Annotated in this window: 26 protein-coding genes; 17 read left to right on the plus strand and 9 right to left on the minus strand. The window is 66.3% G+C overall.

The genetic code is table 11. From position 1 onward, the window contains the following. Positions 1-428: 428 nt before the first annotated feature. Positions 429-1,004: a DUF3016 domain-containing protein gene (locus tag GGR61_RS08890; RefSeq protein WP_184409176.1), complete on the minus strand. Its 576-nt coding sequence runs from the start codon at positions 1,002-1,004 to the stop codon at positions 429-431. A 248-nt stretch (positions 1,005-1,252) separates the two neighbouring features. Here GGR61_RS08890 and GGR61_RS08895 point away from each other — a divergent pair, with 248 nt between their 5' ends. From GGR61_RS08895 to GGR61_RS08915, 5 genes are all read left to right on the plus strand, one after another. Then, positions 1,253-1,699, plus strand: a complete 447-nt coding sequence (locus GGR61_RS08895) for a hypothetical protein (protein WP_184409191.1) — start codon at positions 1,253-1,255, stop codon at positions 1,697-1,699. Next, positions 1,686-1,976 carry a hypothetical protein gene (locus tag GGR61_RS08900; protein WP_184621180.1) on the plus strand — a complete coding sequence of 97 codons (291 nt, stop codon included), beginning with the start codon at positions 1,686-1,688 and terminating at the stop codon, positions 1,974-1,976. Before GGR61_RS08895 ends, GGR61_RS08900 begins: the two co-directional genes overlap by 14 nt. A gap of 118 nt (positions 1,977-2,094) precedes the next feature. Continuing rightward, entirely contained in the window at positions 2,095-4,128 is a 2,034-nt protein-coding gene (locus tag GGR61_RS08905) for a PAS domain-containing sensor histidine kinase (protein ID WP_184621181.1), read from the plus strand. Positions 4,129-4,266: 138 nt separating this feature from the next. Beyond that, positions 4,267-4,575 (plus strand): DUF3247 family protein, encoded by a 309-nt coding sequence (locus tag GGR61_RS08910; RefSeq protein ID WP_184621182.1) that lies wholly within the window; start codon positions 4,267-4,269, stop codon positions 4,573-4,575. Positions 4,576-4,682: 107 nt separating this feature from the next. After that, positions 4,683-6,017: a sorbosone dehydrogenase family protein gene (locus GGR61_RS08915; protein ID WP_184409172.1), complete on the plus strand. Its 1,335-nt coding sequence runs from the start codon at positions 4,683-4,685 to the stop codon at positions 6,015-6,017. A gap of 254 nt (positions 6,018-6,271) precedes the next feature. Here the strand turns inward: GGR61_RS08915 and GGR61_RS08920 are convergent, their stop codons facing one another. Next, positions 6,272-6,532, minus strand: a complete 261-nt coding sequence (locus tag GGR61_RS08920) for a hypothetical protein (RefSeq protein ID WP_326520271.1) — start codon at positions 6,530-6,532, stop codon at positions 6,272-6,274. Positions 6,533-6,725: 193 nt separating this feature from the next. On the opposite strand from GGR61_RS08920, the gene GGR61_RS08925 reads away from it, so the two are divergent. Both GGR61_RS08925 and GGR61_RS08930 read left to right on the plus strand, forming a co-directional pair. After that, entirely contained in the window at positions 6,726-7,793 is a 1,068-nt protein-coding gene (locus GGR61_RS08925; protein WP_184409171.1) for a class I SAM-dependent methyltransferase, read from the plus strand. After that, positions 7,790-8,503 carry a pseudouridine synthase gene (locus tag GGR61_RS08930; RefSeq protein WP_184409170.1) on the plus strand — a complete coding sequence of 238 codons (714 nt, stop codon included), beginning with the start codon at positions 7,790-7,792 and terminating at the stop codon, positions 8,501-8,503. Before GGR61_RS08925 ends, GGR61_RS08930 begins: the two co-directional genes overlap by 4 nt. A gap of 86 nt (positions 8,504-8,589) precedes the next feature. Here the strand turns inward: GGR61_RS08930 and GGR61_RS08935 are convergent, their stop codons facing one another. The 6 genes from GGR61_RS08935 to GGR61_RS08960 all read right to left on the minus strand — a co-directional run bounded on the left by GGR61_RS08935 (position 8,590) and on the right by GGR61_RS08960 (position 13,838). Beyond that, positions 8,590-9,396, minus strand: coding sequence for an SDR family oxidoreductase (locus GGR61_RS08935; RefSeq protein WP_184409169.1), 807 nt, complete (start codon positions 9,394-9,396; stop codon positions 8,590-8,592). 104 nt (positions 9,397-9,500) lie between these two features. Continuing rightward, on the minus strand, positions 9,501-10,058 hold the full coding sequence (locus tag GGR61_RS08940) for a DUF1415 domain-containing protein (RefSeq protein WP_184409168.1): 558 nt from the start codon (positions 10,056-10,058) through the stop codon (positions 9,501-9,503). A 138-nt stretch (positions 10,059-10,196) separates the two neighbouring features. Beyond that, positions 10,197-11,027 (minus strand): alpha/beta fold hydrolase, encoded by an 831-nt coding sequence (locus GGR61_RS08945; RefSeq protein ID WP_184621183.1) that lies wholly within the window; start codon positions 11,025-11,027, stop codon positions 10,197-10,199. After that, entirely contained in the window at positions 10,999-12,750 is a 1,752-nt protein-coding gene (locus tag GGR61_RS08950; RefSeq protein ID WP_184621184.1) for an ATP-binding protein, read from the minus strand. Before GGR61_RS08950 ends, GGR61_RS08945 begins: the two co-directional genes overlap by 29 nt. Beyond that, complete coding sequence (locus tag GGR61_RS08955) at positions 12,743-13,207, minus strand: hypothetical protein (RefSeq protein ID WP_184409165.1); 465 nt, start codon at positions 13,205-13,207, stop codon at positions 12,743-12,745. The genes GGR61_RS08950 and GGR61_RS08955 overlap by 8 nt, the downstream gene beginning before the upstream one ends. Before the next feature lie 145 nt (positions 13,208-13,352). Next, on the minus strand, positions 13,353-13,838 hold the full coding sequence (locus GGR61_RS08960) for a YajQ family cyclic di-GMP-binding protein (RefSeq protein ID WP_016903460.1): 486 nt from the start codon (positions 13,836-13,838) through the stop codon (positions 13,353-13,355). A 107-nt stretch (positions 13,839-13,945) separates the two neighbouring features. Here GGR61_RS08960 and GGR61_RS08965 point away from each other — a divergent pair, with 107 nt between their 5' ends. The 5 genes from GGR61_RS08965 (at position 13,946) to GGR61_RS08985 (ending at position 18,560) form a co-directional block, all read left to right on the plus strand. Continuing rightward, complete coding sequence (locus GGR61_RS08965; RefSeq protein WP_184621185.1) at positions 13,946-14,842, plus strand: DMT family transporter; 897 nt, start codon at positions 13,946-13,948, stop codon at positions 14,840-14,842. A gap of 140 nt (positions 14,843-14,982) precedes the next feature. Further along, a complete protein-coding gene (locus GGR61_RS08970) occupies positions 14,983-15,990 on the plus strand; it encodes a methionine ABC transporter ATP-binding protein (protein ID WP_184409163.1) in 1,008 nt (335 codons plus the stop codon). After that, complete coding sequence (locus GGR61_RS08975; RefSeq protein ID WP_184409162.1) at positions 15,987-16,682, plus strand: methionine ABC transporter permease; 696 nt, start codon at positions 15,987-15,989, stop codon at positions 16,680-16,682. Before GGR61_RS08970 ends, GGR61_RS08975 begins: the two co-directional genes overlap by 4 nt. A 213-nt stretch (positions 16,683-16,895) precedes the next feature. Beyond that, on the plus strand, positions 16,896-17,699 hold the full coding sequence (locus GGR61_RS08980) for a MetQ/NlpA family ABC transporter substrate-binding protein (RefSeq protein WP_184409161.1): 804 nt from the start codon (positions 16,896-16,898) through the stop codon (positions 17,697-17,699). 303 nt (positions 17,700-18,002) lie between these two features. Further along, a complete protein-coding gene (locus GGR61_RS08985) occupies positions 18,003-18,560 on the plus strand; it encodes a DUF1453 domain-containing protein (RefSeq protein WP_184409160.1) in 558 nt (185 codons plus the stop codon). Between the two features lie 229 nt (positions 18,561-18,789). Here the strand turns inward: GGR61_RS08985 and GGR61_RS08990 are convergent, their stop codons facing one another. Next, positions 18,790-19,461, minus strand: coding sequence for an OmpW family outer membrane protein (locus GGR61_RS08990; protein ID WP_184409159.1), 672 nt, complete (start codon positions 19,459-19,461; stop codon positions 18,790-18,792). Between the two features lie 142 nt (positions 19,462-19,603). On the opposite strand from GGR61_RS08990, the gene GGR61_RS08995 reads away from it, so the two are divergent. The 5 genes from GGR61_RS08995 (at position 19,604) to lpdA (ending at position 25,495) form a co-directional block, all read left to right on the plus strand. Continuing rightward, positions 19,604-20,164, plus strand: coding sequence for a DNA-deoxyinosine glycosylase (locus tag GGR61_RS08995; RefSeq protein WP_184409158.1), 561 nt, complete (start codon positions 19,604-19,606; stop codon positions 20,162-20,164). Positions 20,165-20,318: 154 nt separating this feature from the next. After that, the gene (locus GGR61_RS09000; protein ID WP_184409157.1) at positions 20,319-21,086 is read left to right on the plus strand and encodes a DUF2884 family protein; all 768 of its coding nucleotides are present in this window, start codon (positions 20,319-20,321) and stop codon (positions 21,084-21,086) included. Between the two features lie 128 nt (positions 21,087-21,214). After that, the gene (locus GGR61_RS09005) at positions 21,215-22,999 is read left to right on the plus strand and encodes a dihydrolipoyllysine-residue acetyltransferase (protein ID WP_184621186.1); all 1,785 of its coding nucleotides are present in this window, start codon (positions 21,215-21,217) and stop codon (positions 22,997-22,999) included. After that, positions 22,996-23,643 carry a hypothetical protein gene (locus GGR61_RS09010; protein WP_184621187.1) on the plus strand — a complete coding sequence of 216 codons (648 nt, stop codon included), beginning with the start codon at positions 22,996-22,998 and terminating at the stop codon, positions 23,641-23,643. The genes GGR61_RS09005 and GGR61_RS09010 overlap by 4 nt, the downstream gene beginning before the upstream one ends. A 16-nt stretch (positions 23,644-23,659) precedes the next feature. Next, positions 23,660-25,495 carry a dihydrolipoyl dehydrogenase gene (lpdA, locus tag GGR61_RS09015; RefSeq protein WP_184621188.1) on the plus strand — a complete coding sequence of 612 codons (1,836 nt, stop codon included), beginning with the start codon at positions 23,660-23,662 and terminating at the stop codon, positions 25,493-25,495. The last annotated feature ends 17 nt before the right edge of the window (positions 25,496-25,512 follow it).

Genomic DNA, 25,512 nt, shown 5'->3' on the forward strand with positions numbered 1-25,512 from the left:
GCCACGCCCCACCCCAACCCTTTTCCCCATGGAAGAGCAGCTTTTCCAAGACTTCCTTCTCCCGCAAGCGGGAGAAGGTGGCGCGCAGCGCCGGATGAGGGCGCGCATGCGCGAAGCCTCGTGCCGCCGGAACGACAGGCGGGCGTTGCCGCGCCCCACCCCAACCCTTTTCCCCATGGAAGAGCGGCTTTTCCAGGATTTCCCTTCTCCCGCAAGCGGGAGAAGGTGGCGCGCAGCGCCGGATGAGGGCGCGCGTGCGCAAAGCCTCGTGCCGCCGGGACGACAGGCGGGGATTGCCGCAGCCCCCACCAGCCCGCCTCCCGATGGGAGAGCAGTGCTTGCCGAAAGCAGCGTCAACAAGGCCGCATCGCCTCACGCTCCCGCTGTCTACGTTCGCGATGCCTGTCGCAGCCCGCGGCGCCCGCCTATTACAGCCCGGCGGTACTCCGGTCGCCCCGGAACTGCTTGCGCACCCAGTCGTCGATCATCGCCTTTTCGAAGCGCAGCGGGTCGCTGTCGGTCAGGCGCGGTCCGCTCATCAGGAAGGCCGAATCCACCAACTTGCGTTCGCCCTGGTCGATCACCTGGCCATCGGCGCCGGTCAGCGTGTAATTGAAGCTCAAACGCGGCGGATAAATGTCCTTGACCACGCGCACATCCTGCATGCGCGGCCCATGCCAGGGCTCGTATTGGCCGGCGCGGCGGATGTCGGTGATGGTCACGCTCAGGCGCTGGCCGTCGGGCAGCTTGCGGGCGGCACTTTGCTGGAAATAGGTCGCCAGCTGGGTGACCCAATCGCCGCGCTGGGCTTCCCAGCGGTTGCCGCTGAAGCGCACTTCGGAAAACTGCGCCGGGTCGGTCCAGCGCACATCGACCTTGCCGTCGCTGCTCAGTGCGCGGGGCGCTTGCGGATCGGTGACGTTGCGCACGCGGGCCTGTACACCGGTCGCCGCGAGCAGTCCTGCCAGCAACAGGCTGGCGCCGGAAAGGCTGGAACGTTTCATCGAAAGTCTCCAAGCGGTCGATACGAGGCGTACCGGGCGTTTCAGTAGTGTGGGGGCGCGTGTGAGCGCCCGCAACGCGCTGCATGCAGCGCGGGCCGCCGCGTTGCCGCACGGTTAATCCGCACCGTCGCTGCCATGACGGCGGGTTCACTGCGCCTGCGCCCGCGCTTCACGGGGCAGCCGGGAAGATTGGCTGTATGGACACCCATTCCTTCCGCGCAAAGTCAGTGTCTTCGCCGCCGCCGCACATGCCGTCGGATGTGCGCCTGCAGTTCATCGATTGGGCGAAGCAGCATGGGCACAATCCCACCACCGGGGCTGCGGCATTCGTTGCGCTGCAAAGCGACGTGGATCTGGACATGGCTACGCGCGCATTGCGGCTGGAATCCGGCGCCGACCCACGCGCGGCATTGCGCGAGCATCTGGCATCGCTGGCGCGTCAGGTCGATGTGGCGGTGCAATTTCCGCCGGTCTATACCTACCGCGCCGCCAATGGACTGGAGTATCGCTACTCGCTGATGCTGGTGATTGCCGAAGATTGCGTGGAATGGACCGGGCGGGTCTGGCAGGACCTGGATTACCAGGGAATGCTCACCGGCCGTGGACAGGGACCGCGAGCCAATTACACCCAGTTGGCGCGTATGGCGCTGGAACACGAGCTTGATCGGGAGCGTCCGCATTATGTCCAGGCCTGAATTCGAATGGCAGCTGCCGCTCGGCGCGCAGGTTGCCGCCGACGAGGATGGCTTCAGCCAGCGCTGCCGGAGCGAATGCGTCGCACTGGGACTGTCGCAGGTGCGCTTGCAGCTGCTGGACCCGGACTACGCGCGTTCCACCGCCTGGCGCGAAGAAGCCCAGCGCTGGATGGACGAGCAGCTCCGCCGCGAGGGCGAGTGGGTGCTTCGTGGCGTGATCGCGGGTATCGTGGTGCTGGCTGCGTGTATCGCACTGGCCGCCGCACTGCTGTGGTGATTCCGGGCACGTGCTGAGCCGGACCAGGGTCACTGTGTGAACTCGGTCGGTTGGCTGTGCACCCGCTGACGACATCGTGCATGGTTTCATTTGTCGGTCATCTGCCCTGGCACCAGCCGTGGATCCCGATTTGAGTACTTCGACCTCCAGCACAGATCCGGCCGCGGTCCTACCGGCCCCCGTCGCCGAACCGTTCCTGGATTCGGTGATGTACCAGGAGATCTTCCATAACGTCGACGCCGGTTTTTGCGTGATCGATATGGTGTTCGACGGCGACCACGCGGTCGATTACGTCATCCGCATGACCAACGGTGCGTTCGAGCGCTATACCGGTCTGTCCAACGTGGTGAACCTGTCGATCCGGGCCATGCTCGCCGATCACGAGCAGGAATGGTTCGACCGTTACGGGCACGTGGCCCGCACCGGTAATCGCATCCATTTCGAAATGCAGGCCCAGGCGCTGCGCCGCTGGTATTCGGTGGATGCATTTCGGGTTGGGCAGCCGGAGCAGGCGCGGGTGGCGGTGTTGTTCATGGACATCACCGAACGTAAGCGCGTCGAGCGCGAGCTGGCCGAAAGCGAGGCGCGTTTCAGTGCGCTGGCCGACGGTTTGCCGATGCCGGTGTGGGTGCTGGATGCGCAAGGCGTGGTGCGGTTCGTCAACAGCGCCTATGGCGAATTTTTCGGCATCGACATTTCCAGCGGGACGGTGTCGGCGTGGAGCGAATTGCTGCACCCGGACGATCTGTCGATCTTCCAGTTCGAGTTGTCCGCCTCGCTGGAAGAACAGCGCGGCCTGCGCGCACTGGTCCGCGCCCGTCGCCATGACGGGAAGTGGCGCTGGATCGAAATGACCGCCACCCCGCGGTATTCGGCCGATGGCCGCTTCATCGGCCTGGCCGGCAGCAGCCCGGACGTGACCGAGCAACGCGAGATCGAGCAGGCACGCGAGCAGTTGCTCGAATCCGAGCGCAGCGCGCGCAACGAAGCCGAGAGCATGGCGCGGCTGAAAGACGAATTTCTGGCCACGCTGTCGCACGAGTTGCGCACGCCGTTGACCACGATCCTGGGCTGGAGCGAGTTGCTGTTGCAGCGGGTCGAGCAAGGGCATCCCAACTACAAGGGGTTGTCGGTGATCGCCAGCAGCGCACGCGCGCAGAAGCGGCTGATCTCGGACATGCTCGATCTCAGCAGCATGCTGCTCGGCAAGGTGCAGCTGGAGGTCGAGTCACTGGATCTGGCAGAGCAGCTGCGCGAAGCCTTGAGCACCCAGGAACTGGCGGCCGAAGGCAAGGATCAGGTGCTGGAACTGCATGTGCCGTCCACGCCATGCCTGGTGCTCGGCGATGCCACGCGCCTGCAGCAGGTGTTGTGGAATCTGCTTTCCAACGCGATCAAATTCACCCCGGCGCACGGCCGCATCGATGTGAGCATCGAACGCGACGACGGGCATCTGCTGGTGGCGGTACGCGACTCCGGCGACGGCATCGCGGCCGAATTCCTGCCGCATCTGTTCGGCCGCTTCCGTCAGGCCGATGGCACGACCACGCGGCAACACGGTGGTCTGGGCCTGGGCCTGGCGATCGTGCAGCAACTGGTGGAAATGCACGGCGGCCAGGTGGGCGCGACCAGTGGCGGCCGTGGCAAGGGTGCCACCTTCACCGTGCGCCTGCCCGAACACGTGCCCGACCAGGCCAAGCGCCCGCGCCGCGAATTGCGCCGGCGGCTGATGTCCGAACAGATCGTCGAAGCACGCGCACTCAATGGCTTGCGCCTGTTGGCGGTCGAAGACCAGCCGGACATGCTCGATTACCTGCGCCGTCTGCTGGAAGAGCAGGGCGCCGAAGTGGTGACCGCCGGCAGCGCCACCGATGCGCTGGCGCTGATCGATCATCGCGGTCACGCACGTTTCGACCTGATGCTGACCGATATCGGCATGCCCGGCATGGATGGCTATGGCCTGATCCGCACCGTGCGCGAAAACATGGGCCTGGATGCGACCGCGCTGCCGGCGGTAGCGGTGACGGCATTGGCCCGCGAGGACGACCGCAAGCGCGCGCTGGAATCCGGGTTTCAGGAGCATCTGGCCAAGCCCTACAGCGTGGCGCAGTTGGTCACCGCGGTGCGCGCAGCACGCGAATCGGTGGAATGAGTGGTGGTGCCCATGCGGCAGCGACGCCGCATGTGCCTCTTCCTGCACAAACGCAGTCTCCTGCAGGAACGCAGCGGCTTGCTGCTGTTTTCACGCGTCCTGGCCTAGCGTGACGCACTCCACGTTGGAGATGTCGCCATGCCCAAATACGCCCCGCACGTCTATTCCGAACAGGCACAGATCGCCACGCTCGAGCATTGGGTTTCCCTGCTCGACGGTCAGGAGCGCGTGCAGATCGAACTCGACGACGGCAGCATGCTCACCGGCACGGTTGCGGTGCGCCCGACCATCCAGACCTATCTGGACGACCACGGCAAGGAAGGCATGAATGGGCAACTGCGCCTGGATCAGCTCGATGCCACACAGCAACCGCAGTGGGTCTGGATGGATCGGATCGTGGCGGTGCACCCCTTGCCGCTGAGTGCAGACTCCCAGGTCATGCCGTAAGCGGGCTGGAATGCCTTAAGCGAGATGACTTGACGGTCTGTTTACTTCTCGCCGACGTGTTGCCGGCATGATGGCCGACTGTCGCAACTGTTCAGGATTCCCTCGCAATGAATGCACCCCTGTTGAAGCTCGCTCGCTGGCCGCTGTCGTTGTTGGCAGTCGCCACGCTCGCCGCCTGCGGCGATACCGCCACGCTTGCCATCGAACAGGGAACCGGGCCGAACCCGCAACTGCCCGAGCCGGTCAAACGCCTGATTCCCACCGTCAAGGTGGCGCCGGTCAAACGCTGGGCCGAAAACGCCAAGCCGGTGGCCGCCGACGATTTGCAGGTCAACGCGTTTGCGCGCGATCTGGATCATCCGCGCTGGGTGTACGTGCTGCCCAATGGCGATGTGCTGGTGGCCGAAACCGCCGAACCGCAGAAGCCCGATGACGCCGAGAGCGGTGGACTGCGCAAGAAGGTGCAGGGGGCGATGATGAAGAAGGCCGGTGCCGTCGTGCCCAGCGCCAATCGCATCACCCTGCTGCGCGACGTCGATGGCGACGGCGTGGCCGAAGTGCGCACCCAGTTCATCAGCGGCCTGTTCTCGCCGTTCGGCATGGCCTTGGTCGGCGATCGCTTCTATGTCGCCAATGCCGACGCGCTGGTGAGTTTTCCGTACAAGCCCGGCGATACGCACATCGCCGCCAAGCCGACCTTCGTGGCCAATCTGCCCGGCGGCCTCAACCACCATTGGACCAAGTCACTGCTGGCCAGCCCGGACGGCAGCAAGCTCTACGTGGGCGTGGGGTCCAACAGCAACGTGGCCGAAAACGGCATGGAGGCCGAACTCAACCGTGCGGCGATCCTGGAGATCGACCCTGCCACCGGCGGTAGCCGCGTGTTCGCCAGCGGCTTGCGCAATCCGGTCGGCACCGCCTGGGAGCCGCAGAGCAAGTCGCTATGGGTGGTGGTCAACGAACGCGATGAAATCGGCAGCGACCTGGTGCCCGACTATCTGACCTCGGTGCGCGACGGCGGTTTCTACGGCTGGCCGTACAGCTATTACGGCCAGCATGTGGATGAGCGGGTCGCGCCGCAGAATCCGGAACTGGTCGCCAAGGCGATCAAGCCCGACTATGCACTGGGCCCGCATACCGCCTCGCTCGGACTGAGCTTCGCCAGCGGTACGCTGCTGCCGGAGCGTTTCCGCCAAGGCGCCTTTATCGGCCAGCACGGCTCGTGGAATCGCGATCCGCCCAGTGGCTACAAGGTGTTGTTCGTGCCGTTCGTCGATGGCAAGCCCAGCGGGACGCCGATCACGGTGCTGGATGGCTTCCTGGATGCCGAAGGCAATGCGCAGGGGCGCCCGGTGGGCGTTGCGCCCGACAATAGCGGCGCGTTGCTGGTGGCAGACGATGTGGGCAACGTGATCTGGCGGGTGACGCCGAAGCCGCGCTAAACGCCACCGGGCGCCGGCCGAGCGCAACCGGTATGGATGCTGTGCGGACCGCCTGCCTGCTGCGTTGTCCGGGCGCAGGCGCTTGCCAGGTCACACCCGTTGCTGGTGGAGCTGGGCAAGCGCTTGCATCAGCAGTTCAAGTAAAAAAAAACCGGGCCCAGGCCCGGTTTTTTTGATTTTGACGACAATCCCGCGTGGACAGGCGCGACGTGCACCGACACCAGACACCTCCCACGCGGCCCAATGGCGCTGCATCAACGCGGTGGTTCCGGTGATGCGCTGAAGCGACGTGCATAACCCCGTTCTTCGGTAATGCGGCTGATGGCATCGTCGTCCATTTCCGGCGCGCCGTAGACCGCGTAGGCCAAGCTGCCATCGTCGCGCTCGCCGACTTGATGCAGGCGATAACGTGGCCGGCCGGCGCCGGTGTTTTCGGGGTAATGCAGCGGTGGCGTGGTGTCGTCCAGATCCATTTCGCTGTTGTCGACAACACCCCCGACGAACAAGGCTCGCATCGCGTCTCTCCGGCTATTGGCGTTGCGTCCAGCCTAGGTGGGCGAATGTTGCGTACGCATCAATAGTCCGTGTAGACATTGGAAGGCATTGCGTTCGTGTGTCACGCAATGGAAAGCGCGCGGTGTCGAACGTTGGCGAGGTCGTCGGCAGCGGTCCCTTACAATGGCCGCCTGTTCCTGACCCGATGATCCGATGGCTGGCCCGCACGATGCTCCGCTTCAAGCCCTGTTCCTGCCCTTTGCCCAGGGCGTACTGCCGTGGCCCGAGGGGCCGGTCCTGTTTCTGCGCGCGCGCGACGGCTTCGCGTTGCGCGAGCACGCGAGCGCTCAGGCGCTGACCTGCGAGCAGAGCTTCCGGCCGTTTGCCGAGGCACTGGAGCGTAGCGGCTGGACCGTGCGCGAAGAGAGCGCCATCGAAGCCGACAGCACCCGCTACGCGTTGGTGCTGGTGTTGCCGCCGCGCCAGCGCGAAGAAGCGCGTGCGTTGTTTGCACGCGCAGTGGCGCTGACCGCACCGGGCGGCCGGGTGGTGGCCTGCCAGTCCAACAACGAAGGTGCGCGCTCGGGCGAAGCCGATCTGCGTCAGCTCACCGGTCTGGCCGGCAGCCTGACCAAGTACCACTGCCGCACCTATTGGAGCGCCCCGCTGCCTGCCGACACCGATGCGCAGCTGCAAGCGCGCTGGGCCGCACTGGATGCGCCGCGTAAGATTCTGGACGGGCGTTTCGTCAGCCGCCCCGGCGTGTTCGCCTGGGATCGCATCGATCCTGCCTCTGCGCTGCTGGTCGAGCATCTGCCGACGACCCTGGCCGGACATGGCGCCGATCTGGGCGCCGGCTTTGGGTATCTGTCGGCCGAAGTGCTGGCGCGTTGCCCCAAGGTCACCGCGCTGGATCTGTACGAGGCCGAGGCGCGTGCGCTGACCCTGGCGCAGCGCAATCTGCAGGCCATCGCGCATCCGGCGCAACTGCACTACCACTGGCACGACGTGACCGCCGGGCTGGTGGCGCAGTACGATTTCATCGTCAGCAATCCGCCGTTCCACACACCATCGCGTGCCGATCGCCCGGACATCGGGCAGCGCTTCATCGCGGTGGCCGCGCAGGCGTTGCGCCCGGGCGGGCAGCTATTGCTGGTCGCCAACCGGCACCTGCCTTACGAATACGTGCTCAACGAGAGCTTCGGGCAGGTGCGCGTGGCCGCCGAACGCGATGGGTTCAAGCTGATCTCCGCCATCCGCGGGCGTGGAGCGCGCGCATGAAATTGGTCAAGCACATCGCCAATCTCGGCTACGGCAGCCGCAAGCAGGTGACCCAGCTGTTTCGCCAGGGCGCGGTCACCGATGCCGATGGCGAGGTGCTGTACGCAGACGACCAGGTCGAGCACGCGGCGATCCGCATCGATGGCGAACCACTCGACCCGCCACCAGGTTTCAGCCTGTTGCTGCACAAGCCCGGCGGCTACACCTGCTCGACCAAGGACACCGGCCGGCTGATCTACGAATTGCTGCCGCCGCGCTTTCGGTCGCGCGCGCCGGTGCTGGCGCCGGTGGGGCGGCTGGATCGCGAGACCAGTGGCATGTTGCTGATGACCGATGACGGTGCGCTGCTGCACCGGATCATTGCGCCCAAGTCGGCGCTGGACAAGGTCTACGACGTCACCCTGGCCGAAGACCTGCGTGGCGACGAAGCGGCGCTGTTTTCCAGCGGTACGCTGCTGCTGGAAGGCGAAACCAAGCCGCTGCTGGCGGCCGAACTGGAGGTGCTCGGCCCACGCCAGGCACGCCTGACCTTGCACGAGGGCCGCTACCACCAGGTGCGGCGCATGTTCGCTGCCGCCGGCAATCATGTGGCGGCATTGCACCGCAGCCGCATCGGCGGGCTGTCGCTGGACGGTCTGCCGTCCGGGCAATGGCGTGCGTTGGAGGCGAGCGATCTGGAAGTCTTGTTCGGGCGCGGCGAACAGGCATAGGCAAGGTCGCTGCGCTGGCGGGTATGCCGCTCTCGGCGATCTTCGAGAGGCATGGGCAGAGGTTAAGCGAACTGCGCTGCAGATCCTCAGACGTACTGCATCTTGCGCGACATGCCGCCATCGACGATGAAGTCCTGCCCGGTCACAAAGCCGGACAGCTGCGGCGACAGCAGATAGACCGCCAACTGCGCGATGTCTTCGGGTGTGCCCACGCGCCCGGCCGGGTGTTGCGCATGGTCGCGACGCGACAGCTTGGGCGCGCGCCGGCGCTGCGGCGCACGCCAGGCCTCGGTGCTGATCCAGCCCGGACTGATGCTGTTGACGCGCACCTGCGGGCCTTCGCTCAATGCCAATGCGTGGGTGAACGCGACCAGACCTCCTTTGGCGGCGGCATAGGCTTCGCTATGCGGCTCGGATTGCCAGGCCCGGGTGGAGGCGATATTGACGATCGCGCCGCCGCCTGCGGCCTGCGCCAATGCAGGCAAGGCCTGTTTGCTGCACAGGAACGCGCCATGCAGGCTCGACAGGCGCCGGTTCCATTCGTCCCAGTCCAGTTGCGGCAATGGCGCAACATGCGGATCGGGCACGCCGGCGTTGTTGACCAGGCCATCGAGTCGCCCGAAGCGCTTGAGTGCGGTGGCGATCAGGCGTGCGGCCTGCGCTTGGCGCGCGGCATCGCAACGTACGAACGCACTGCGCTGCGGCAACGCCCACTCCTGCACGCAGGCCTTGCCGGCCGCCGCATCCAGGTCGCCGATCACCACGCTGCCGCCGGCACCCAGCACCGCCTGCGCAATGCCGCGCCCGATGCCTTGCGCGCCGCCGGTGATCACCACCACGCGATCCTGCAGCGGTGACGGGTTCCATGCGGAAATAGCGGGAATCAAGGACATCTGCGCACCGTGACAATGAATTCACCGGCACTGTAACCGGTGCGCTGTGGTCGTCGCGGGACGTCGTTGCGCGGCCGGCAACTGCGCGCCGAGGCCTGGGTGGATCAGTGCTCGGCCCCGTTCAATACCCGCTCCCAGCCAGCGTGACCCAGGCGTTCCAGGGTCTGGATATTGCGCTCCACGATCACGTCCGGGTCCGGGTAGGCCGCCACCGCGCGCTCGACGCTGTCTTCGCGCAGCAGATGCAGGGTGGGGAAGGGCGAGCGGTTGGTGAAGTTGGCCACATCGTCCGGCGCTGCGCCCGCAAATTGATAATCCGGGTGGAAGCTGGCCACCTGCAGGATCCCTTGCAGATCCAGCGCGTCCACTGCCGCATCGGCGTTGTCGAGGAAGTCGTTGTAGTCCAGAAAGTCAGTGAGCACGTCCGGGTGCACGATCAGGGTGGTGTCGATCTGCTCGGCCGGCGTATCGCGCAACAGCACCAGTTCTTCGGCCAGTTGCTCCAGCAGTGCTTCGGGCGTGCTGGCGTCGCTGAGTACCAGCCGCACCTGTTGCTTGACGTAGACCGCCTTGGCGAACGGGCACAGGTTCAAGCCGATCACCGCGCGCTCGATCCATGTGCGGGTGGCGGTCAACGGATCGGTGGAAGGCGTGGACGTCATCGTGGCGGCGGCGTGATGGCGGGCCAGTGTATGCGATCGCTGCAGGCGTGGCCGCGTGCGCTTGCCCTATCTGGCAGGCATGAACGGCAGTACGAACCGCAGGCGCGCGCTTTGCCATCGCGCGACGCTGCTGTCGCTCTAGCGGCTGTCGGCGTGCGTGGTGCCGCCGCCAAGCTGGGCGCGCAAGAAATCGACCGACGCCTGCGCCACGGTGCCGGCCAGCGGTGTCTTGTGCGGCGAACCGACGGCATGCGCGCCGGTGTCGAAGGCAACGGCCGATTTGCGCGCTGGTGCGGTGCCCAGTGCAGCGAACATTTCCAGCATTGCGGGCACCGACGCGCTGGGATCTTCGTCGCCATTGGCAGCGCGGTAGTAGCCCATAAAGACCGGGCAATGCACACGTGGCCACGGTGGATCGGCGGCATTGGCAGCGAACAGGCTGCGCAGGGCGCGGAAGCCGTCCGGGTGCACAGCCTGCGACCAGAACGCCAATTCGGCAGGCGTGCGCGGGCGTGGATCGGTCAGCGGCAGTTGCGCGGCGCAGACCTGGTCGAGCAGGGCAGGGTCGGTGGCCTGGATGGCCGGCGACCACGCGATGACGGCGGCGATCGCGTCCGGGCGATGTGCGGTGAGCCACAAGCCCAGCGCAGCGCCCATCGACGAGCCGACGATGACCACGCGCTCGCCCAGGCGCTGCGCCTGCGCCAAGGCTTCCAGCGCCGACGCCTGCAGCGCGGCGGGCGTGAGTCCCTGCATCGCCTCGGGCGCGTTGAAACCATGACCGGGCCAGCGGTGCACGTACAGGTTTGCAGCCAAGGCATCGGCCATCTGCTCGGGCAACGCGCCGGCCTCTCCCGGGCCGGCGGTGAAGCCGTGCAGGTACAGCAGCACCAGCGGCGTGGCGGTCTGCGTGGCGTAGTGCCAGTGGCAACGCGCCGCGTTACCCGGCTTGAGGTCGGTGCGATGCATGGGCGGCATGTCGGGTGAGGATGGCCAGCAGTTCGTGTGCATTGATTGGTTTCGACAGATAGCCGGCAGTACCGGCGGCGGAGGCCTCGCGCATCGAATCGGGACGCGTATCGGCGGTCAGGACGATGATTGGCGGCAATGCGGTGATCGCGTCGCGCGCCTGGCGCAGCGCGTCCCAACCCGAGGTGCCAGGCATGTGCAGATCGAGAAAGACGATATCCGGCGCCGCTTCGCCGATACGCGCGAGCGCATCGGTGCCATCGGCATGAAAACTCACCCGGTGGCCGGCGCGGGTGAGCAGGTTGCCGATCACCAAGCGGTTGGTATCCATGTCCTCGAAGACCAGGCAATGCAGCGACGGCACCGTCTGCGCATGCAGCGCCAGCGCATCGCGCAGGTCGAGCCTGTGGCTGTGCTCGGCCGTGGCGACAGGCAGCTCGAACGTCCAGCGGAAGACGCTGCCGCCCCCCGGGTTGTCGTGCACCGTCAGCGTGCCGCCCATCGCGTCCGACACCGACAACGCAATGAACAAGCCCAGCCCGACGCCGCCTTCGATGCGGTTGAAACCGGTGCTGAGCTGGGTGAATGGCGTAAAGATGTCGGCCTTCCGGTCGTCGGGAATCCCGATGCCGGTATCGGTGACGGTCACTGCAATGCGCGCGCGATCGTGTGCCTGGGTCGCTGCGATCCGCAGATCGACCGCGCCGCCGGCCGGTGTGAACTTGATTGCATTGATGACCAGGTTGCTGATGACCTGCTCGATGCGGCCTTCGTCGCCCAGCACAGGCGGCGTTTGCGCCTCCACGCGCACGTCCAGGGTGATGCCCTTGGTGGAGGCGGCCGTGGCGCAGATGGCTTCTACCGTGGTGACCACGTCCAGCAGGCTCAATGGCTTGCTGTGCAGCTGCAGTCGTCCGCCGTCGATGCTTGCCACGTCGAGCACGTCATTCACACGATGGCGCAATGCGGTCGCGTTGACCGTCACTGCCTGCAACAGGTTGCGTTGCGCGGCCGGCATGCTGTCGGTGTCGATCAGCTGCGCGCAGTTGATGACCGCATTCAACGGCGTACGCAATTCGTGATTCATGGTGCTGATGAAGCGGCTTTGCGCATCGCGGGATGCCAGCGCCTGCTGCGCCACTTCCTGCATCGCGGTCACAATGCGCGCAACCAGCAACGGCAACAGCATGCTGAACGCAAGCGCGTACACAAAGTAGGCAGGCCGCGACAACCAGTAGCCGGCCGGTGCGGTCAGCACGATCAGCACGAAGGTGCTGAGCAAGGTTGGAAGGACCGCCTTTTGCCCGTAACGGGCCACCGCCACGATGGTGATGAACGGTACAAACGCGTTCAACGCCATCAGCAGGATGAAGGCGAGGTAGATCTGGATGCCGATGAACAGCAGGTTCATCGCAAAGCCCAGGGCATCCAGCCAGTCGCCCTGCGGGATGATCTTGCGTCGTACCAGCACCATCCACACCACCGCGACCACCCACAGCGTCACAGCGGTGGGGAAGACCGATTTCGCATCGGCGACCAGCACCGGCTGCGGTCCGTAGAGCCAGGCGAGGCACCACAGCGTGGCGATGGTCTGCACGATCACGCGGCCCAGGCATGCGCGGTATTCCAGAAACGCGTCGAACAGCTGCACCAGCCTGTCGTTACGCAGCTGGCGGGCGGCCAGGATCAGTCCGGGCGCCGCGCGCCTGGGAGTGCTAGACATGAGGACTCGTGTCATCGGGAGGGAGCATGCGTCGATAGTGCCTGACCAGTAACCCTGCGGCGGTGGCAATGGCGGTGAAGCGGTGCGCCAGCGTGTCGCCCGGCACGTGGCGACCCACATCGCCGCGTAGCTGGTCGCATGCCTTCAGCAAGGGCTGAGAGCCGGTCAGCGAAATCGTGTTCTTCAAGGCGTGGATCTGTTCCAGCGCCTTGGCCTGCGGAGTGGCGGCATCGCCTAGCGCGCAGGTTGCGATGGACTGCTCGATCTCCACGGCAAATGCATCGGCAAATGCGGCCGCCGCCACCGGGTCCAGCTCTGCCATCGTGTGCAAGGTCGAGCCGACTTCGATGCGCGGCTGCGCGTGCGCGGTGGCCGTGTGTGCCGCAGCACCGCGCGGTGCCTGCGCCTGCCCGCTGACACGCGGACGCTGCAACAGGCGGGCGAACAGGCGACGCATCGTTGCCGGCTAAGCCTGCGAACCGACGAGGGTGGGCGCGGTCGGCGCGCTTACGCCGCCGGCCTTGCACGCTGTGCGCGTACCCGGGGCTCGGCATCTGCACACACACACGCACTCGTCGACCATCACGCGCACTGCGCCGCACTCAGTCGCGGAAGTTGTCGAACTGCAGCGGCAGCTCGAAATCGGCCTTCTTCAGCAGCGCCATCGCGTCCTGCAGGTCGTCGCGCTTCTTGCCGCTCACGCGCAGCTTGTCGCCATTGATCTGCGCTTCCACCTTGAGCTTGGCTTCCTTCAACTTGGCCACCAGTTGCTTGGCCTGCTTCTGCTCGATGCCCTGCTTGACGGTGACCTTCTGGCGCGCGCCGGCCAGATTGGTTTCCATGTCGCCAAACTCCAAGCAACGCACGTCGATGCCGCGTGCCAGCAGGCGCGCGCGCAGGATGTCGGTCATCTGCTTGACCTGGAAATCGCTGGGCGCGGACTGGTTGATCGCCTTGCCGTCCTCCAGCTCGAACCTGGCCTCGACGCCTTTGAAGTCGAACCGCGTATCCAGCTCGCGATTGGCCTGGTCCACCGCATTGGTCAGTTCGTGCTTGTCGACTTCGGACACCACGTCGAAGGAAGGCATGCAAAGCTCCTGCTCTTTATAAACAGCCGCCATTCTATGGCATCGCGTCGTGCGCGCTGTCGATGCAGGTGTTGGCGGCCTGCCTGCAAGCGCGGCGATAATGCGCCATGCCCACCACCCGTTCTCCGCTTCCCGCCATCGCCTGGATGGTGGCCGCCGTGGCCTGCTTCTCGCTGATGGATGCGGGGATGAAGCTGCTGTCGGCGCACTACCCGCCGTTGCAGGTCACCTTGCTGCGTGGCGCCGCCTCGCTGCCGTTCGTGCTGGTGTGGGTGTTCGCCACTGCCGGTGCGCGTGCCATCGTGCCGGTGCGCTGGGGGCTGCACCTGCTGCGTGGGGTATTGGGCATGGTGATGATCGGCTGCTTCGTCTACGGCTTGAAGCGCATGCCGTTATCGACCGCGTACACGCTGTATTTCGTCGCCCCGTTGCTGGTGGCGGCGCTGTCGGTACCGTTGCTGGGCGAGCGGGTCGGGCCGCGGCGCTGGACGGCCATTGGCATCGGCCTGGTCGGGGTGAGCGTGGTGCTGCGCCCGGGCGTGGACGGGCTGATCTCGTTGCCCGGGCTGATGGTGCTGCTGGCGGCCACCGCCTACGCCATCGCGGCCATCACCGTGAGTCTGCTGACCCGCACCGACACTCCGCAGGCGATGGTTGTGTGGTTTCTGCTGTTCATGGCGATCGGCGCCGGCCTGCTGGCCATTCCCGACTGGGTGCCGTTGCGGGGCGAGCACGCCTGGCTGATCGCCGGCATGGGCCTGGCCGGGGCGCTGGGGCAGATCGCGCTGACCCAGGCCTTCCTGCGCGGCGAAGCGTCGATGATCGCGCCGCTGGAATACACCGGCCTGGTCTGGGTGATCGGCTGGGACTGGCTGCTGTGGCAGACCCTGCCCGACAGCTGGACCTGGACCGGCGCGGGCATCATCGTCGCCAGCGGGCTGTATCTGCTGCGTCGGGAGCGGATACGTCATGCCGATCGCCCACCGCCGCTGGATAGGCTGTGATTGGGGAGTCGGGATTCGGCATTCGGGATTGGCAACAGCAGGAATGCCGTTGTCCTTGCGAATCCCCAATCCCTAATCCCGACTCCCGGTTGTGAACATTGACTGGTAGGCTTCACGACCCCCCAAGCCGGTCATGCGCGGTGATCCAGTTTCAGCGGCTGCACAAGTCCTATTCCGTTGACGGGCGCCAGATCGTGGCGCTGCATCCGCTCGATCTGCGGATCGGCCCCGGCGAGGTGTTCGGCATCATCGGCCATTCCGGCGCCGGCAAGTCCACGCTGATCCGGCTGATCAACCGGCTGGAAGAACCCAGCGGCGGGCGCCTGCTGATCGGCGAGGAGGACGTCACCGCGCTGGACCGCCAGGGCCTGCGCAGCTTGCGCCGGCGTATCGGCATGATCTTCCAGCACTTCAACCTGCTGTCCTCGCGCACCGTGGCCGGCAATGTGGCGTTCCCGCTGGAACTGGCCGGCACCGCGCGCGCGGAGATCGATGCGCGCGTGGCCGAGCTGCTGGCGCGGGTCGGGCTGGAGCAGCACGCCAACAAGTATCCGGCGCAACTGTCCGGCGGCCAGAAGCAGCGCGTGGGCATCGCGCGCGCGCTGGCCACCCGCCCGCAGATCCTGCTGTGCGACGAGGCCACCAGCGCGCTGGACCCGCAGACCACCGCCTCGGTGCTGCAGCTGCTGGCGCAGATCAACCGCGAGCTGGGCCTGACCATCGTGCTGATCACCCACGAGATGGACGTGATCCGCCGCGTCTGCGACCGCGTCGCGGTGCTGGACGCCGGCAAGCTGGTGGAAACCGGCCCGGTGACCGAGGTGTTCCTGCATCCGCAGCACGCCACCACCCGGCGCTTCGTGTCCGAAGCCGAGCATGTGGACGAAGCCGAACTGCACCGCGATTTCGCCGCGGTGGGTGGGCGCGTCGTGCGGCTGACCTTCCTGGGCAACGGCACCTACGAGCCGGTGCTGGGCCGCATCGCCCGCGAGACCGGCGTGGACTACAACATCCTGTCCGGGCGCGTGGACCGCATCAAGGACACCCCGTATGGCCAGCTGATCGTCGCCCTGACCGGCGGCGACCATAACGCGGCACGCGCCGGCTTCGTCGCCGCCGGCGTGCACGTGGAGGATCTGCGCGTATGAATCTGTTGATCGCCACCGCCAGCGGTTTCTTCCGCAATCTCGATGCCGCCAAGTGGGGCGACATCGGCCAGGCCACCCTCGATACCTTGCTGATGCTGGCCGGCGCGCTGCCGCTGACGCTGCTGATCGGCCTGCCGCTGGGCGTTGCGCTGTTCCTGTGCGGCGCCCCGCAGCTGCGCCGCCGCCCGGTGCTGTACGGTGCGCTCGCGGCGGTGATCAACCTGCTGCGCTCGGTGCCCTTCATCATCCTGATGATCGCGATGATTCCGCTCACGCTGATGCTGATGGGCACCTCGCTGGGCGTGCGCGGGGCGATCCTGCCGCTGGTGGTCGGCGCCGCGCCGTTCTATGCACGCCTGGTGGAAACCGCGTTGCGCGAGGTCGATCGCGGCATCATCGAGGCCAGCCAGGCGATGGGTGCGACCACCCGCCAACTGGTCCTGCGCGTGCTGCTGCCGGAAGCGCGCCCCGGTCTGATCGCCGGGGCCACCGTCACCACCATCGCGCTGATCGGTTTCACCGCGATGGGCGGTGCGATCGGCTCCGGTGGGCTGGGCGATGTGGCCTACCGCGAAGGCTATCTGCGCTCGCATTCGGATGTCGCGCTGATCACCGTGATCGCCTTGCTGGTGCTGGTGCAGCTGCTGCAGATGCTGGGTGACTGGCTGGTGGCGCGTTACAGCCGGCGTTGAGGGGCACGGGCGGCCGGCGCCGTCCGGCAGGGTCGGCGGCAGGCGCATCGCGGTCGCTCGCTGTGTTGGGACATCGCATCGCCGCCCATGGGCGCGCCGTCGCGCATGGCCCATCCACCGGCGAACCCCGGCCCACGCATCGCCGTCGCACGCAGTGTCTGCTAGGTTGAATGCCTGCGGCAGTGCCGCATTCCTCCTCCCACGGACCCCTCTATGAGCACATTCGCGTTTCGTTCCCTCCTGGCTGCGGCCACGCTGGCACTGGCTTCCTGCGGCGGCAGTGGTGGCAGTAGCGGCGGTGACACCCTCACCGTGGCCGCCACGGCGGTGCCGCATGCCGAAATCCTCGAGGTGGTCGAACCGCTGCTTGCCAAGCAGGGCGTCAAGCTGGATGTGCGTGTGTTCAACGACTATGTGCAGCCCAACGACCAGGTCGTGCAGAAGCAGATCGACGTCAACTATTTCCAGACCGAGCCCTACCTGGATGCCTACAACCGCGACCGCAAGAGCCAGCTGGTGACCGTGGTCGGCGTGCATATCGAGCCGTTCGGTGCGTATTCGCGCCGGTTCAAGGCATTGGCGGACCTGCCCACCGGCGCCGATGTGGTGATTCCCAACGACCCGAGCAACAACAGCCGCGCGCTGATCCTGCTCGACAAGGCCGGGGTGATCAAACTCAAGGATGCGACCAATGCGCTGTCCAGCCAGCGCGACATCGTCGAGAACCCCAAGCAGCTGAAATTCCGCGAACTCGATTCGGCGATGCTGCCGCGCGTGCTCGATCAGGTCGATCTGGCGCTGATCAACACCAACTACGCGCTCGACGCCGGCCTCAATCCGACCCGCGACGCACTGGCGATCGAAAGCAAGGACTCGCCGTACGTGAACTTCCTGGTGGCCCGCCCGGACAACAAGGACGATGCGCGCGTGCAGAAACTCGCCAAGGCCCTGACCAGCCCGGAAGTGAAGGCCTTCATCGAGCAGAAGTACAAGGGCGCGGTGTTGCCCGCCTTTTAAAGGCGCAGCAACAGGCATACGCCGCCAGCGACGGGCGTGATCGGCGCCCGGCGTCGGCGTGGAGCAAACGGACACCGCACCGGCTGCGTACTGTTCGCAGAGGCATGGCAACGGCGCGCCATGCTACGCCACCCACGCTTGGCGCGGTCATCGACAAGGCCGCACCTGTCGTCAGGCGCAGTCGTTGCCGGTCCGGCCTCCACCACGCGTGCACGGTGGGTTAAGTGCGCGCCGCCTGCGCCGGGCTGACGGCTGCCAGGGTGACGTGTTGTCAGCCAATTGTTCACCGCAACCGAGCATCCGATGCCACTTCTTCTTGCCATTCCGCTGGCCGTGATCATCGCCCTGGCAGTGTTTGCAGTGCTGTTTCCATTGTCGCTGGTGCAACGCTTTCGGGTCGGCACCGCGCGTCGGCAGGCGCGCGGGTGGCTGTTGATGATCAACCTGGTGTCGGCCGCGCTGTCCAACGTGTTGTTCGTGATCTTCGCGTTGATCGCTGCGGCGTTCTGGCCGGGCGCGATCAGCCATGGCGCCTTCGGCTGGGCCTGCGGGTTGGCCCTGGGGGTGTTGGCATTGCGCCTGACCCGCTTCGAGCGCACCCAGCAGGGTCTGTTCTACCGGCCCAATCTGTGGCTGGTGCTGGCATTGACGGCGTTGGTGGTGGTGCGGGTGATCGCCGGCATGGTGCAGGGCTGGCGCAGCACCTGGCAGGGTGTCGCCTGGCCTACTGACGGCTGGCTCAGTCACGCCAGTCTGCTGGGCGCGGCTGGCGTGCTGCTGGGGTATGCGCTGGCCTATGCCACCTTGCTGTGGTGGCGCTGGCGCAGCGCGCGCCTGCGCGGCAGCGTTTACTGGCGGTGAACTGGCGCTCGCAGCGCAGCAGCTGTCGGTGCTCGGTTGGTGCTGCATTGCCGGTGACATGGGGCGGCGGATGGCATCGCACGGGCATGGCGCATCACGCTCTGTGCTTGCACCCGCGCCATGCGGGCAAGTCAGCGCTTCGAAATGGATGGGGCACCGCGAATTACAGGCAAAAAAACGGGCCTTTCGGCCCGTTTTCTCAACTGACAAGTCGCTGGATCGGACGTGCTTAGAAGCGCGCGCCGACACCGAAGCCGACGGTCCACGGATCCAGTTCCAGCTCGCTGCCGGTGCCCTGGCCGCCCACGCGCAGTTCCGGACGCGAACGCATGTAGCGGGCGTCGGCACGTGCGAACCAGGTGGAGTTGATGTTCATGTCCACACCGACGGTGCCGATGACACCCTTGGCGGTGTCCAGACCCACGTGCTGACCGGTGGTCGACGCCGCATCGATCTTCTCGTTGCTGAAGTTCGACTCGTAGTAGCCCACGCCCACGAACGGACGGAACACGTTGTCGGCCTGGCCGAAGTGGTACTGGCCGCTGATGGCGATCGGCTGCTGCTCGACGGTGCCCAGCTTGCCCACGCCATCGGCGTTGACACGGTGGTTGAACTTGTCGGCGGCGCCCCACAATTCAACGGCCCAGTTGTCGTTGATGTAGTAGCTGGCGCTCAGCGTCGGCGCCGGGCCGCCATCGACGTCCAGGCCAGGAGCCGGGTCGTTCTTCGGCTTGATCAGAGCGACACCGCCGACCACTGCCCAATGCTTGCCAGACGCGCTGTCGGCGCTGGTGGACGTCGAGGAGGTGTCACCGGTGTAGGTGGTGTCTTGTGCAAACGCAGACGGCGCAATCGCAAGTGCGGATACGGCGGCCAGGCTCAGGATGGAAATGGAACGCATTGGGGGTCTCCTCGTTTTCTTGTTTAGGCCCGTGGAGTGGGCCGCGCCAAAGCTATTCCCGAAAATCTGAATCCACGCCTACCTGCGGCTCGCTAAAATTTCGTTTGTTCAGCAAGTTTCCGAAGAAGGCCGTGGTTACGACATGCAAGCTGAAAAAGACATTCACGCAGATGCGACCGCCGTGACGAAAAACAACGTGTTGAAAGGCCTTCCAGCGCACATTCGCAGCGATTGCCGCGTGCTGGTGCTGGGCTCGATGCCGGGAAATGCCTCCCTGGAGGCGCGCAGGTACTACGCACACCCGCGCAACCGATTCTGGCCGCTGATGCAGGCGGTGTTGGGCATCGACGCAGGATCGGCGTATGCAGTGCGGCTGCAGATGCTGACCGAAGGCGGCGTCGGCCTGTGGGACGTGATCGGCCAATGCGAGCGGCGCGGCAGCCTGGACACCGCCATCGTGGCGGGCAGCATCGTGGTCAATCCGCTGGCCAGCGTGCTCCCGACACTGCCGCAGTTGCGCGCGATTGCCTGCAATGGCGCGGCTGCGGCGCAGGCCTGGCATCGGTATGTGCAACCGCAGCTACCGGTCGGTGTGCCGGCAGTGCCGGTATGGGCCTTGCCCTCGACCAGTCCGGCCAATGCCGCGTGGTCGTTGCCGCGCCTGTGCGAGGCCTGGCAGCCGCTATGCGATGCGCTGGCCTAGCGAAAGGCGAAAAGACCGGACAAGCGCCGCGTCGGCGGTGTGCTCTGCACTGCCGGCATCGACCACGCGCCAGAAGTCATGCCAGCGTCCGGCACGGGCAGCGGTGTGGCGATCGCATGCATGCTGCAGTCCCCGCACATCACGGAGCGAACCGATGGCAATCACGCAGCGATGGACGATGGCACTGGGTCTGCTGACAGGCATGCTGGGTGGCGTGGGCACCGCAATGGCCGACGATCTGCACTGCAATGTCAGCAGCGACTACGATCTCACGCTCAACCCGCGCAGCCTGATCCTGATCCGCACGCCTGCATCCTCCGGCGCGCCCGAGCGGCTGGTGATGCGCCAGGGTGCCTTGTTCGTCGACGACCGCTGGGTCGCGTTGAATGCGGCCGACCGCACGCGCCTGATCCAGTTCGAGCGCCAGACCCGCGAGGTAGTGCCGCTGGCGCAGGAGGTCGGGCGCGAAGCGGCCGATATCGCCATCACCGCGCTCGGCGAAGTGGCTGCCGGTTTCAGTCGTAGCCCCGAAACCACGCGCGTGCAGCTGGCAAGCGTGCGCGAGAAGCTCGATACGCGCTTGAAGCAGAGCTTCGGCAAGAATCAGCTCACCTCGATCGATATCGATGACGACATCGGCGCGATGGTGGCCGAACTGCTGCCGCAGCTGATCGGCGATGTCGTCGCCGGTGCGGTGCAGTCGGCGTTGAGCGGAAACGACGTGCAGCTGCGGTCGCTGGACGGGGTGGAGACGCGCATCCAGCGCCTGATCGAGCCGCAGGCGCGCGCGTTGCGGCCGCGCGCCGAGCACCTGTGCGAACGGGTCGAAGCGCTGGATGGGCTGGACAATGCGCTGGCGTATCGTTTGCCCTCGGGCGAGCCACTGCAACTGTTGCGGGTGGATCGACGCGCCTCGAAATAAGCATGCATCTGCGTGCGCAGACGCTGCATCCCGCCGGCCGTGCGATTTTTTCCACGGCAATGGTTGGCGCTGCGGCCCGCAGCCGGCCACAATAGGGGTTTCCCCATTCTGTTGCCGGAGTTCCCCGTATGGCCGAAATCAAGGAAGCACTTGTCCCCGATATCGGTGACTACAGCGATGTCCCGGTAATCGAGGTGCTGGTGTCGGTCGGCGATACGGTCAGCAAGGACCAGAGCCTGGTCACGCTGGAATCGGACAAGGCCACGATGGAAGTGCCCTCGTCGGTGTCCGGCGTGGTCAAGGAGATCAAGGTCAAGGTCGGCGATTCGCTGTCGCAGGGCGCCTTGGTGGCGCTGATCGAAGTGGCCGATGCCGATGCCGGTGCCGACAGCGCAGCCGCACCCGCACCGGCCGCAGCGCCTGCCGCCCCGGCCAAGGCTGCGCCCGCTGCCGCGCCGGCGCCTGCCGCCAAGGCCGAGCCGGCTGCGCCAGCCGCGTCCTCGGAAGGCGGCCTGGTCGAAGCCCGCGTGCCCGATATCGGCGACTACACCGACATCCCGGTGATCGAAGTGCTGGTCGCCGTCGGCGACACGGTTGCCAAGGACCAGAGCCTGGTCACGCTGGAATCGGACAAGGCCACGATGGAAGTGCCGTCCTCGGCCGCCGGCGTGGTCAAGGAACTCAAGGTCAAGGTCGGCGACACGCTGTCGCAGGGCAATGTGGTCGCCATCATCGCGGCCAGCGATGGCGGCGCCGGTGCGGCGCAGTCGCCGGCCAAGCCCACCACCGAAACCTCCGAAACATCCGGCAAGGTCGAGCCGGTCGCCGTGTCTGCGGTGCCGGACAAGCTGGCCCAGCGCGAGATCGCGCAGGTGCAGGGCGCGCGCTCCAGCGACGCCTCGCAACCTGCGCAGGGCGGCCAGCCGTCTGCCGGCAGCCCGAGCAGCCCGCCGGTGACCTTCGATGCCGATAGCGTACTGCCGTCCAAGGTGGCCTATGCCAGCCCGGTGGTGCGCGTGTTCGCACGCGAGCTCGGCGTGGACCTGCACCAGCTCAAGGGCAGCGAAAAGGGCGGCCGCATCACCCGTGAAGACGTGCAGCGCTTCGTCAAGGCCGCACTCAGTGGAGGCGTGCCGGCCGCAGCGGGTGCCGCACCGGCCGGTGGCGGCAACGGCCTGAACCTGCTGGCCTGGCCGAAGGTGGACTTCAGCAAGTTCGGCGAGACCGAAACCCAGCCGCTGTCGCGCATCAAGAAGATTTCCGGTGCCAACCTGGCACGCAACTGGGCGATGATTCCGCACGTCACCCAGTTCGAATCGGCCGACATCACCGACCTGGAAGCCCTGCGCGTGGCCCTCAACAAGGAAAACGAGAAGGCGGGCATCAAGCTCACCATGCTCGCCTTCCTGGTCAAGGCGAGCGCCGCGGGTCTGAAGAAATTCCCCGAGTTCAATGCCTCGCTGGATGCGGCCGGCGAAAACCTGACGTTGAAGAAGTACATCAACATCGGCTTTGCCGCCGATACGCCGAACGGCCTGGTCGTGCCGGTGATCCGCGATGTCGACAAGAAGGGCGTGCTGCAGATCGCCCAGGAAAGCGGCGAGCTGGCCAAGAAGGCGCGCGACGGCAAGCTCGGCCCGGCTGACATGAGCGGCGGCTGCTTCTCGATCAGCTCGCTAGGCGGCATCGGTGGTACGGCGTTCACGCCGATCATCAATGCGCCGGAAGTGGCGATCCTGGGCGTGTCCAAGTCGGCGATCCAGCCGGTGTGGAACGGCAAGGAGTTCGCCCCCAAGTTGATGCTGCCGTTGTCGTTGAGCTACGACCACCGCGTCATCGACGGCGCGCTGGCTGCACGTTTCACCACCTATCTCGCCCAGGTGCTGGCCGACATGCGACGCGTCCTGCTGTGAGAGCAGCGCTGCTGACGATCGCCGTGCTGAGCATGCTGCCGTGGACGTCTGCACTCGCACGCGAGTGCGGCAGCACGCTCGGGCGCGGCTGGCCGCCGGCGGTGGGCAACTACGGCACCGCGGTGACCACGCTGCTCGACGGCGCTACCAAGCCAACCCTGACCCTGCTCACGCTGCCCACCCGCGGCGTGGAAAGCGGTGTGTCGCTGGTGCCGGGCAAGGACGGCGCTGACTGGACCCTGCGGCATAGCCGCGCCGACGAGCGCGTCTACAGCTGGGTCAGCCAGAGCGATCGCGGCGCGGTGCAGTTGCGCACCGAGCAGACCCCGGAAACGGTCGAGATCCCGATTCCGGCGGCCTTGGCAAGGCGCCTGGTCAGCAACTGGACCAACGCACTGACCCGGCTGGCACCGACCGGTCGCACCGCGCCGGTCAGCGAGGGCGAAGTGCTGTCGTTCCAGGTCGAGGGCGTGCGCTACAGCGGCACGCGTCCGGGCTGCGGCGCCGGCGAGTTGCTGGTACAGCAGGCCGCGTTGCTGATCGAAGCCAGCGAAGGCAAGGAAAACAAGCGCGACAAGCGCTGGACCCAAATCGAATCGTCGCTGGATGAACTCCAGCAGACGCTTGCCGGCACGGCCGGTTGAGCCACAGGAGAAGCAAATGGCGGTCATTGAAATCAAGGTTCCCGACATCGGCGATTACAGCGATGTCCCCGTCATCGAAGTGCTGGTCGCCGTCGGCGACAGCGTGGCCAAGGACCAGGGCCTGGTAACGCTGGAATCGGACAAGGCCACGCTGGAGGTGCCGTCCTCGGCCGCCGGCGTGGTCAAGGAACTCAAGGTCAAGATTGGCGACAACCTGTCCGAAGGCGCAGTGGTGCTGCTGCTGGAGACCGAAGGCGAGGCCGCTGCACCGGCTGCGCCCGCCAAGGCCGAGACCAAGGCCGCTGCGCCTGCTGCGGCCCCCGCAGCCGCCGCACCCGGCAGCAAGCCGCCGGTGACACCGTCGCACCGCGCCCCGGCCGAACCAGCGCCGTCCAAGCCGGCGCTGGCCAGCGGCAAGCCGGCCGATATCGAATGCAAGATGGTGGTGCTCGGCGCCGGCCCCGGCGGCTACACCGCCGCCTTCCGCGCTGCCGACCTGGGCCTGGACACGGTGCTGATCGAGCGTTACGCCAGCCTGGGCGGCGTCTGCCTCAACGTCGGCTGCATCCCGTCCAAGGCGCTGTTGCATGCCGCCGCGGTGATCGATGAAGTGGCGCATGCCGGTGATTTCGGCGTGGATTTCGGCCAGCCCAAGATCACCCTGGACAAGCTGCGCGAGTACAAGGAAAAAGTGGTGGGCAAGCTCACCGGCGGCCTGGCCAGCATGGCCAAGCAGCGCAAGGTGCGCACCGTCACCGGTGTGGCCAGCTTCGTCTCGCCCAACGAGCTGGAGATCGTCGGCGACGACGGCAAGACCCAGCTGCTGCGCTTCGAGCATTGCGTCATCGCCGCCGGGTCGCAGGCGGTGAAGCTGCCCAACTTCCCGTGGGACGACAAGCGCGTGATGGACTCCACCGACGCGCTGGAACTGCACGATATTCCCAAGACCCTGCTGGTGGTCGGCGGCGGCATCATCGGCCTGGAAATGGCCACGGTGTACAGCGCGCTCGGCAGCAAGGTCACCGTGGTCGAGTTCATGGACCAGCTGATGCCGGGCGCCGACAAGGACCTGGTCAAGCCGCTGGCCGACCGCCTGAAGAAGCAGGGCGTGGAGGTCCATCTCAAGACCAAGGCCACCGACGTCACCGCCGACAAGAGCGGTATCACCGTGTCCTTCGAAGCGGCCGTGGAGGGCGAGAAGCCCGGTCTGCAGGCGACCGCCTACGATCGTGTGCTGGTCGCAGTGGGCCGTACGCCCAACGGCAAGAAAATCGGCGCCGACAAGGCCGGCGTCACCGTCACCGAGCGCGGCTTCATTCCGGTGGACCGGCAGATGCGCACCAACGTGCCGCACATCTTCGCCATCGGCGACATCGTTGGTAACCCGATGCTGGCGCACAAGGCCACTCACGAAGGCAAGCTGGCCGCCGAAGTGGCTGCCGGCGAGAAGAAGGAATGGGTGGCGCGGGTGATTCCGTCGGTGGCGTACACCAACCCGGAAATCGCCTGGGTGGGCGTGACCGAAACCGAAGCCAAGGCCAAGGGTTTGAAGGTCGGCGTGGCCAAGTTCCCGTGGGCGGCCAGTGGCCGTGCGATCGGTATCGGCCGCACCGAAGGCTTCACCAAGCTGATCTTCGACGAAGAGACCCACCGCATCATCGGTGGTGCCATCGTCGGCGTGCATGCCGGTGACCTGCTGGCCGAGATCGGGCTTGCGATCGAGATGGGCGCCGAAGCCGAAGACATCGGCCACACCATCCACGCGCACCCGACGCTTAGCGAGTCGGTCGGCATGGCGGCCGAGGTCTACGACGGCACCATCACCGATCTGTATATCCCGAAGAAGAAGTAAGCCGCGCACATCGCGTG

Origin of the sequence: Xanthomonas sp. 3058 (genome assembly GCF_014199765.1) — a bacterium.
Classification (GTDB): Bacteria; Pseudomonadota; Gammaproteobacteria; order Xanthomonadales; family Xanthomonadaceae; genus Xanthomonas; species Xanthomonas campestris_B.

Coding starts and splice junctions, on each gene's coding strand:
- GGR61_RS08890 (WP_184409176.1), bottom strand. CDS start 1,004: ATGAAACGTTCCAGCCTTTCCGGCGCCAGCCTGTTGCTGGCAGGACTG.
- GGR61_RS08895 (WP_184409191.1), top strand. CDS start 1,253: ATGCCGTCGGATGTGCGCCTGCAGTTCATCGATTGGGCGAAGCAGCAT.
- GGR61_RS08900 (WP_184621180.1), top strand. CDS start 1,686: ATGTCCAGGCCTGAATTCGAATGGCAGCTGCCGCTCGGCGCGCAGGTT.
- GGR61_RS08910 (WP_184621182.1), top strand. CDS start 4,267: ATGCCCAAATACGCCCCGCACGTCTATTCCGAACAGGCACAGATCGCC.
- GGR61_RS08915 (WP_184409172.1), top strand. CDS start 4,683: ATGAATGCACCCCTGTTGAAGCTCGCTCGCTGGCCGCTGTCGTTGTTG.
- GGR61_RS08920 (WP_326520271.1), bottom strand. CDS start 6,532: ATGCGAGCCTTGTTCGTCGGGGGTGTTGTCGACAACAGCGAAATGGAT.
- GGR61_RS08925 (WP_184409171.1), top strand. CDS start 6,726: ATGGCTGGCCCGCACGATGCTCCGCTTCAAGCCCTGTTCCTGCCCTTT.
- GGR61_RS08930 (WP_184409170.1), top strand. CDS start 7,790: ATGAAATTGGTCAAGCACATCGCCAATCTCGGCTACGGCAGCCGCAAG.
- GGR61_RS08935 (WP_184409169.1), bottom strand. CDS start 9,396: ATGTCCTTGATTCCCGCTATTTCCGCATGGAACCCGTCACCGCTGCAG.
- GGR61_RS08940 (WP_184409168.1), bottom strand. CDS start 10,058: ATGACGTCCACGCCTTCCACCGATCCGTTGACCGCCACCCGCACATGG.
- GGR61_RS08945 (WP_184621183.1), bottom strand. CDS start 11,027: ATGCATCGCACCGACCTCAAGCCGGGTAACGCGGCGCGTTGCCACTGG.
- GGR61_RS08950 (WP_184621184.1), bottom strand. CDS start 12,750: ATGTCTAGCACTCCCAGGCGCGCGGCGCCCGGACTGATCCTGGCCGCC.
- GGR61_RS08955 (WP_184409165.1), bottom strand. CDS start 13,207: ATGCGTCGCCTGTTCGCCCGCCTGTTGCAGCGTCCGCGTGTCAGCGGG.
- GGR61_RS08960 (WP_016903460.1), bottom strand. CDS start 13,838: ATGCCTTCCTTCGACGTGGTGTCCGAAGTCGACAAGCACGAACTGACC.
- GGR61_RS08965 (WP_184621185.1), top strand. CDS start 13,946: ATGCCCACCACCCGTTCTCCGCTTCCCGCCATCGCCTGGATGGTGGCC.
- GGR61_RS08975 (WP_184409162.1), top strand. CDS start 15,987: ATGAATCTGTTGATCGCCACCGCCAGCGGTTTCTTCCGCAATCTCGAT.
- GGR61_RS08980 (WP_184409161.1), top strand. CDS start 16,896: ATGAGCACATTCGCGTTTCGTTCCCTCCTGGCTGCGGCCACGCTGGCA.
- GGR61_RS08985 (WP_184409160.1), top strand. CDS start 18,003: ATGCCACTTCTTCTTGCCATTCCGCTGGCCGTGATCATCGCCCTGGCA.
- GGR61_RS08990 (WP_184409159.1), bottom strand. CDS start 19,461: ATGCGTTCCATTTCCATCCTGAGCCTGGCCGCCGTATCCGCACTTGCG.
- GGR61_RS08995 (WP_184409158.1), top strand. CDS start 19,604: ATGCAAGCTGAAAAAGACATTCACGCAGATGCGACCGCCGTGACGAAA.
- GGR61_RS09000 (WP_184409157.1), top strand. CDS start 20,319: ATGGCAATCACGCAGCGATGGACGATGGCACTGGGTCTGCTGACAGGC.
- GGR61_RS09005 (WP_184621186.1), top strand. CDS start 21,215: ATGGCCGAAATCAAGGAAGCACTTGTCCCCGATATCGGTGACTACAGC.
- lpdA (WP_184621188.1), top strand. CDS start 23,660: ATGGCGGTCATTGAAATCAAGGTTCCCGACATCGGCGATTACAGCGAT.